The organism is Stenotrophomonas sp. YIM B06876 (genome assembly GCF_030711595.1).
In the GTDB taxonomy this organism is placed as follows: domain Bacteria; phylum Pseudomonadota; class Gammaproteobacteria; order Xanthomonadales; family Xanthomonadaceae; genus Stenotrophomonas.
In genome coordinates this window covers 1-7,598 of record NZ_JAUJUJ010000056.1, presented here as the reverse complement: position 1 = coordinate 7,598, position 7,598 = coordinate 1, and the positions used below count along the sequence as shown (strand labels likewise).

Annotated in this window: 6 protein-coding genes; all 6 read right to left on the bottom strand. The window is 65.8% G+C overall.

Annotation, left to right across the window (positions count from 1 at the left end):
• Positions 1-863 (bottom strand): ComEC family competence protein (locus QZH66_RS14105; protein ID WP_305806573.1); only part of this gene is annotated, 863 nt, incomplete at its 3' end.
• Positions 864-1,332: 469 nt separating this feature from the next.
• Positions 1,333-3,441, bottom strand: coding sequence for a polyribonucleotide nucleotidyltransferase (pnp, locus tag QZH66_RS14100; protein WP_305806572.1), 2,109 nt, complete (start codon positions 3,439-3,441; stop codon positions 1,333-1,335).
• Positions 3,442-3,601: 160 nt separating this feature from the next.
• Complete coding sequence (gene rpsO / locus QZH66_RS14095; RefSeq protein ID WP_305806571.1) at positions 3,602-3,862, bottom strand: 30S ribosomal protein S15; 261 nt, start codon at positions 3,860-3,862, stop codon at positions 3,602-3,604.
• Positions 3,863-4,022: 160 nt separating this feature from the next.
• Positions 4,023-4,934, bottom strand: a complete 912-nt coding sequence (gene truB / locus QZH66_RS14090; RefSeq protein WP_305806570.1) for a tRNA pseudouridine(55) synthase TruB — start codon at positions 4,932-4,934, stop codon at positions 4,023-4,025.
• A 142-nt stretch (positions 4,935-5,076) separates the two neighbouring features.
• On the bottom strand, positions 5,077-5,466 hold the full coding sequence (gene rbfA / locus QZH66_RS14085; protein WP_305806569.1) for a 30S ribosome-binding factor RbfA: 390 nt from the start codon (positions 5,464-5,466) through the stop codon (positions 5,077-5,079).
• A gap of 86 nt (positions 5,467-5,552) precedes the next feature.
• Positions 5,553-7,598: translation initiation factor IF-2 (gene infB / locus QZH66_RS14080; protein ID WP_305806568.1), on the bottom strand; the 2,046-nt coding region annotated here is incomplete at its 5' end.

Here is a 7,598-nt window from a genome sequence, read left to right as displayed (position 1 = left end):
AGCGCGGCGGCCTGGGGGCGCGGCCAACGCCGTGCCAGGCCCGGCAGCAACCGCCACAGCCCGTTGCCGAGCAAGGCGAAGAACCCGGCCACCAGGCCGACATGGAATCCGGAAATCGCGATGAGATGGGTCAGCCCCGTCGCCCGCAGCGTGTGCCAGTCCCCATCGTCCAGGGCGCGGGTGTCGCCCAATGCCAGCGCCTGCACATAGCGCGACGAGCTGGCCGGAGTGGTCTGCGCAATGCGCCTGGCCATGCGCTCACGCCAGGCGTCTATTCCGCGCGGCGGTGCCAGCATATGGGCCTGATCGGCGGCGCGGACATAGCCGGTGGCGACAATGCGCTGCGCCAGCGCATGCCGCTCGGCATCGAATCCACCGGGATTGCTCAAGCCACGCGGTGCCCGCAGCCGCAGCGTCATCCGCCAGCGCGCCCCGGCATGCAACGCGGTGCGTGGCCCGGGCGCGACGGCATTGAACTCGTCATACCAGGCCAACTGCAGCAGCCGTCCGCGCAGCGGCGCCGGTTGTGCGGGCCCGCTATCCACACGCAAGCGGAAGCGGGTGCGGCGCGCCTCGGCCTCCGGCAATTCCACCACGGTGCCGGTCACTGTCACCTCCCGACCCTCCCAGGCCGGCGGCAGTTGCCGCGCCAGTACCCAGCCGGCCTGCAGATTCACCCAGGCCATTCCCAGCAACAACGCGCCCATCCAGCGCCACCGCCCGCTGCGCCACCACAGGCATGCTCCTGTCAGCAGCAACAACCAGCGCAATCCGTCCGGCAACAGCTGCGGCGCCCATATCCCGGCGCTGACGCCAGCCACCAGCGCCGCCGCGACCGCTTTGCCCAGGCGTGGGGTCTCCACCCGTTCCGCAGGTGCGTCAGGGTGCACCCGCAACCTCGCCGCGGCCGTTCACCGCCCGTCCGGGCCCCGCGCTCAACCCGGCCTTCGATCCGGCTGGCATGCCGGCCGGATACCTCCGGCACCCCGCAGGAATCGAAAGTCCGGCGAACCGTCTTCCATACATCTTTCTTTTTGCAGCTGCATTCCCGGATTTCCAGCCCACGTATCCATACCGCGCAGGGAGTTGCCGCTATCGTCGACAGCCACGCCCCTGCGCCTGATAGGACAACCCGGCACTGGCGCGTAGGGGAACGGCCCACCGCACTGTCGGCGCCTCTGCGCATCGCTGATGGAAGTGGCGCCTGCCGCCCCACCCGCATCAACGCCCCACAGCGCCGCCATACCCACCGGAGGGCGCAGAAACTTTTCCCGACGCAAAAGAAAAGCGGGCCGCAGCCCGCTTTTCAACACCCGGTGAGACGGCGACGGCTTATTCGGCCGGCACGCCTTCACCTTCTTCCACGGCCTTGATCGACAGGCGGATACGGCCCTGCTTGTCGACTTCCAGCACCTTGACCTTGACCAGATCGCCTTCCTTGAGGACGTCGGAGACCTTCTCCACGCGCTCGCTGGAGATCTGCGAGACGTGAACCAGACCGTCCTTGCCCGGCAGGATCGTCACGAACGCACCGAAGTCCATGATCTTGGCGACCTTGCCCTCGTAGATGCGGCCCGGCTCGACGTCCGAGGTGATCTGCTCGATGCGCGCCTTGGCCGCCTGCGCCGCGATCGCATTGACCGAGGCGATGACGATGGTGCCGTCGTCCTGGATGTCGATCTGGGTGCCGGTTTCCTTGGTGATGGCCTGGATGGTGGAACCCCCCTTGCCGATCACTTCGCGGATCTTGTCCGGGTGGATCTTGATGGTCAGCAGACGCGGCGCGTAATCGGACAGCTCCTGGCGCGGCGCGGTCAGCGCGTGAGCCATCTCGCCGAGGATGTGCAGACGGCCGGCCTTGGCCTGCTGCAATGCCTGCTTCATGATCTCTTCGGTGATGCCTTCGATCTTGATGTCCATCTGCAGCGCGGACACGCCTTCGGCAGTACCGGCCACCTTGAAGTCCATGTCGCCCAGGTGATCTTCATCACCCAGGATGTCCGACAGCACCACGAAGTCGCCGCCTTCCTTGACCAGGCCCATGGCGATACCGGCCACCGGCGCCTTGATCGGCACACCGGCGTCCATCAGCGACAGCGAGCTGCCGCAGACCGAGGCCATCGACGAGGAGCCGTTGGATTCGGTGATTTCCGACACCACGCGGATGGTGTACGGGAACGCTTCCAGCGACGGCATCACTGCCAGCACGCCGCGCTTGGCCAGACGGCCGTGGCCGATTTCGCGGCGCTTCGGCCCCATCATGCGGCCCGCTTCACCCACCGAGTACGGGGGGAAGTTGTAATGGAACAGGAAGTTGTCCTTGTACTCGCCGCTGACCGCGTCGATCACCTGGCCGTCGCGGGCGGTGCCCAGCGTGGTGACCACAATGGCCTGGGTCTCGCCGCGGGTGAACAGCGCCGAACCATGGGTACGCGGCAGGATGCCGACCTTCGAGGAGATCGGGCGCACGGTGTCCAGTGCACGGCCGTCAATGCGGATCTTGGTGGCCAGCACCGAACCACGCATGGTCTGGTATTCCAGCTCGCCGAATTCCTTCGACAGCTCGCTGCTGCTCCAGCCGTCCGCCTCGGCGCGGCCGGCCAGCGCCTGCATCACGTCCTTCTTGATCGCCACGATGGCGTCGCGGCGCTGCAGCTTGTCGCGCACCTGGAAAGCGGATTCAAGCTGGGTACCGACGGCTTCCTTCAGCGCGGAAATCAACGCTTCGTTCTTGGCCGGCGGGGTCCAGTTCCACGACTTGGTGCCAGCCTCGACAACCAGTTCGTTGATGATGTTGATGACCTTCTGCATTTCGCGGTGGCCAAACATCACCGCGCCCAGCATCACGTCTTCGGACAGCTCGGCGGCTTCGGATTCAACCATCAGCACGGCATTGGAGGTACCGGCGACGACCAGCTCGAGCTGGGAGTCCTTCAGTTCGGTGGTGCTCGGGTTGAGCACGTATTCGCCGTTGATGTAACCGACCTTGGCAGCACCGATCGGGCCGTTGAACGGCGCACCGGTCAGGGCCACGGCCGCCGAGGCGCCGATCAGCGCCGGGATGTCGCCGTCGATTTCCGGGTTCAGCGACATCACCGTGGCGATGACCTGCACTTCGTTGCGGAATTCTTCCGGGAACAGCGGACGCAGCGGGCGATCGATCAGGCGCGAGATCAGCGTCTCTTTCTCGCTCGCGCGGCCTTCGCGCTTGAAGAAACCACCCGGAATGCGGCCACCGGCGTAGAACTTTTCCTGGTAGTCGACAGTCAGCGGGAAGAAATCCTGGCCTTCGCGTGCGCTCTTGGCGGCGACGGCGGAGACCAGCAGCACGGTGTCGTCCATCTTGACGATGACCGCACCGCCGGCCTGGCGGGCGATTTCGCCCGTTTCAAGCGTGACGGTATGTTTGCCGTACTGGAAAGTTTTAGTGATTTTTGCCACGGGGGGTGTCCTTGGATGATGCTTTCTTCAGATGGACTGCCGACGACCCTTGCCGCCAACAGGTGACCGGGAGGCTCCGGCCAGGGAAGAACGTATTGCGAATTGCGGGTTTCCAAAACAAAACCGCGGCGCATCGCTGCGCCGCGGGGGACTCGGGTGATTAGCGGCGCAGGCCGAGCTTCTCGATGAGCGCTTTATAGCGCGCCACGTCCTTCTTCTTCAGATAGTCGAGCAGGCTGCGGCGACGGTTGACCATCTGCAGCAGACCACGCCGGCTGTGGTGATCCTTCTTGTGGGTCTTGAAGTGCCCCATCAGCATTTCGATGCGGGCGGTCAGCAGGGCTACCTGGACTTCCGGCGAACCGGTATCGGCAGCGCCACGCTTGTTTTCTTCAATGACCTTCTGGGTGTCGATCGACATGATTTCTTCTCTGGGATGCGCAGCCGGCAGGAACGTGCATTGACGCACCGCCCAGCTCGCCGTTGACGGAAAGGTGGCCCGCAGGCTGCGGACCCGCCCGGTAAAGGGCCGCAAAATTGTACCGGCCCCAGCCCGCGCTCACAAGGAGCGCGCGTGGGTCTCAGAGGTTGAACAGCCGCTGTGGCGCCAGCAGGCCGGACGCATCGACCTGCCCCAGGCCGACCGGAACCTTTTCCTGGTCGTATACCGCCACCGTCCCGGCGGGCCATTCCGCATCACGCAAGCGCTGCCCCATGCGGAACCGGCGGGCATGTTCGGGCTCCAGCAGCACCGGGGGAAAGTCCACCAGCCCGTCGGCCAGCGGCAACAGCCACTCCAGCAACGCAGCCTCATCGCCGCGCTCGGCCAGGGTCCGCAGCGCATCCAGTCCGATCATGCGCGGGTTCCGGAACGGCTCGACCCACAGCCGCCGCAATGCGGTGACGTGGCCGCCACAGCCCAGCGCCTCTCCCAAGTCGCGGGCGATACTGCGGATATAGGTGCCCGAGCCGCAGGTCACTCGCAGCGATAAACGCGGCCCGTCGTGCGCCAGCACCTCGATCGACTGCACATGCACATCGCGCTCGGGCGCCTCGATCACCTCGCCGCGGCGGGCCTTCACGTACAACGGCTCGCCGCCCTGCTTGAGCGCCGAATAGATCGGCGCGCGCTGGCGCACATGGCCGGTCAGCGCGGCCAGCGCCTGCTGCAGCCGCGCCGCGTCGATCTCCGGCACCGGACGCTCCAGCAGCAGCGCGCCGTCGGCGTCGTCGGTATCGGTGGTCATGCCCAGCCTCACCTCGGCGTCGTAGGCCTTGGCCGCGCCCAGCAACAGCCCGGCGATCTTGGTGGCTTCACCAAAGCACAGCGGCAACAAGCCGGTCGCGAGCGGGTCCAGGCTGCCGGTGTGACCGCCCTTGTCCGCCCGGAACAGGCGCCGGGCCACCTGCAAGGCGGTGTTGGAACTCATGCCTGCCGGTTTATCGAGCAGGACAATGCCATCCAGATGGCGGAATTGGATTCTTGGACGCATGGGATCAACTCGCAGCCGGCAGCGCGGCAAAACCGGCCGCAACCGGCACGGGGATTCAATGAAAACGGACCGCTGGACGGCGTGCCGGACACGCCGAGCGAACGGCCGCATACCAGAACAGCCCTTGCGGGCTGTCTCGGTTCTACTCTTCGTCGGGCTTGGGGTCCGATCCGGATTGCGCCGCCAGGGTGTCGGGCAGCTCGCGCAGGATATTGTCGATGCGCTCGCCGCGGTCCACCGAGTCGTCGTAATGGAAGTGCAGCTCGGGCACGTGGCGCAGCTTCATCGCCCGCGCCAGCGCGGTGCGAAGCTCTCCGGTCAGCTCTTTCAACCCCTTCATCGCTTCGGCCGAACGTTCCGGCATCAGCGCGGTGACGAACACCTTGGCATGCGCCATGTCGCGGGTGACTTCCACATCGGACACGCTCACCGAGGGCAATCCGTGATCACGCACGGCGTTGTGCACCAGCGTCCCCAGGTCACGGCGGATCTGGGCCGATACACGGTCGGTGCGATGGAAGGTCTTGGGCACGTTTGGGTAGCTCGTCTCTGGGAGTTCGTTACGGGATGGAACCGGGCCGGTCGCACTGTTCCGCGCGCCGGCCCGCTGTTGCCTGATTACAGCGTGCGCTGCACTTCAATACGCTCGAAGCACTCGATCTGGTCGCCGGCCTTGACGTCGTTGTAGGCCTTCACGCCGATACCGCACTCGGTACCGTTGCGAACCTCTTCGACGTTCTCCTTGAAGCGACGCAGCGATTCCAGCTCGCCCTCGAACACCACCACGCTGTCGCGCAGCACGCGGATCGGCTTGTTCCGCTTCACCACGCCTTCGATGACCATACAACCGGCCACGGCGCCGAACTTGGAGCTGCGGAACACGTCGCGGACCTGGGCGATACCGATGATCTCTTCGCGGATTTCCACCCCGAGCAGACCGGACGCCACCTGCTTCACCTGGTCGATCACGTCATAGATGATCGAGAAGTAACGCAGGTCCACACCGCTGGATTCAATGATCCGGCGCGCCGAGGCATCGGCGCGGACGTTGAAGCCGATCACCGTTGCCTTGGCGGTCACCGCGGCACTGGCGTCGGACTCGGTGATACCGCCCACACCCGAACGGATCACTTCGATGCGGATGTCGTCGTTGGACAGCGCGGTCAGCGCCTGGCACAGCGCCTGTACCGAGCCCTGGACGTCGGCCTTGATCACCAGGTTCAACACCTGCTGGCCTTCGCCCTTGCCCATCTGCGCCATGATGTCTTCCATGCGGCTGCCCGCCGAAGCGACCAGTCGCGACTCGCGGCGCTTGGTGTCACGCGCCTGCGCCACTTCCTTGGCCAGACGCTCATCGTCCACCACCACGAAGTCGTCACCGGCTTCCGGTACGCCGGACAGACCCAGCACCTGCACCGGAATCGACGGACCGGCCTGGTCCGGCTGCTTGCCGGCTTCGTCAAACAGGGCGCGCACACGGCCGTACTGGATACCGCACACCAGGTAGTCGCCCTTCTTCAGGCTGCCCTGCTGCACCAGCACCGTCGCCATGGGGCCACGGCCCTTGTCCAGCGAGGATTCGATCACCACGCCACTGGCGCGGCCATCGGCCACCGCCTTGAGTTCAAGCAGTTCGGCCTGCAGCGAGATCGCATCCAGCAGATCATCGATACCCAGACCGGTCTTGGCGGAAATCTCCACCATCTGGACATCACCACCGAAATCTTCCGCCACCACCTGTTCGGCGAGCAGCTCGTTCTTGACCCGCATCGGATCGGCCGAGGACTTGTCGATCTTGTTGATGGCGATGATCAGCGGCGTATTGCCGGCACGCGCATGCTGGACCGCTTCCCTGGTCTGCGGCATCACCCCGTCATCGGCGGCGACCACGATCACCACGATGTCGGTCAGTTTGGCGCCGCGGGCACGCATCGAACTGAAGGCGGCGTGGCCCGGGGTGTCGAGGAAGCTGATGACACCCTTGGGGGTTTCAACGTGGTAGGCACCGATGTGCTGGGTAATACCGCCGGCCTCGCCGGTGGCGACCTTGGTGCGGCGGATGTAATCCAGCAGCGAGGTCTTGCCGTGATCGACGTGGCCCATGATGGTGACCACCGGCGGACGCGGCGTGGCTTTTTCCAGATCCACGCCGGCCATTGCCAGCAGTGCGTCTTCGGCGTCGTCGTTGGTGGCGCGAACCACCTTGTGGCCGAGTTCCTCGGTCACCAGCGCCGCGGTGTCGTGATCGATGCTCTGGGTGATGGTCGCCATGACGCCCATCTTGAACAGCGACTTGACCACATCGCCGCCCTTCAGCGCCAACTTCTGCGCCAGATCGGCCACGGTGATGGTCTCGCCGATTGCCACTTCACGCACCACCGGCGCGGTCGGGCGCTCGAACCCATGGCTGCCGCCGCCACTGCGCGCCTGCTCGTTGCCACGGCGACCGTGCTGCACACGGGCACCCGGACGACCACGCGTATTGCTGGTGTTGCCACGACGCGCACGGTCGGCGGCCGACAGGTGCAGCTGGCCGGCAAAGCGGTTGCCCCCCTCCTCCTCGGTCTTCATCGCATGCGAACCACGCGGCTTGGCCGTCTTGGCAGCGCCGGCACGGTCGTCGGCACGCGCTGCGGCCGGCTTGGCGGCAGCGGGCGCTGCCGG

Coding starts and splice junctions, on each gene's coding strand:
- truB (WP_305806570.1), bottom strand. CDS start 4,934: ATGCGTCCAAGAATCCAATTCCGCCATCTGGATGGCATTGTCCTGCTC.
- rpsO (WP_305806571.1), bottom strand. CDS start 3,862: ATGTCGATCGACACCCAGAAGGTCATTGAAGAAAACAAGCGTGGCGCT.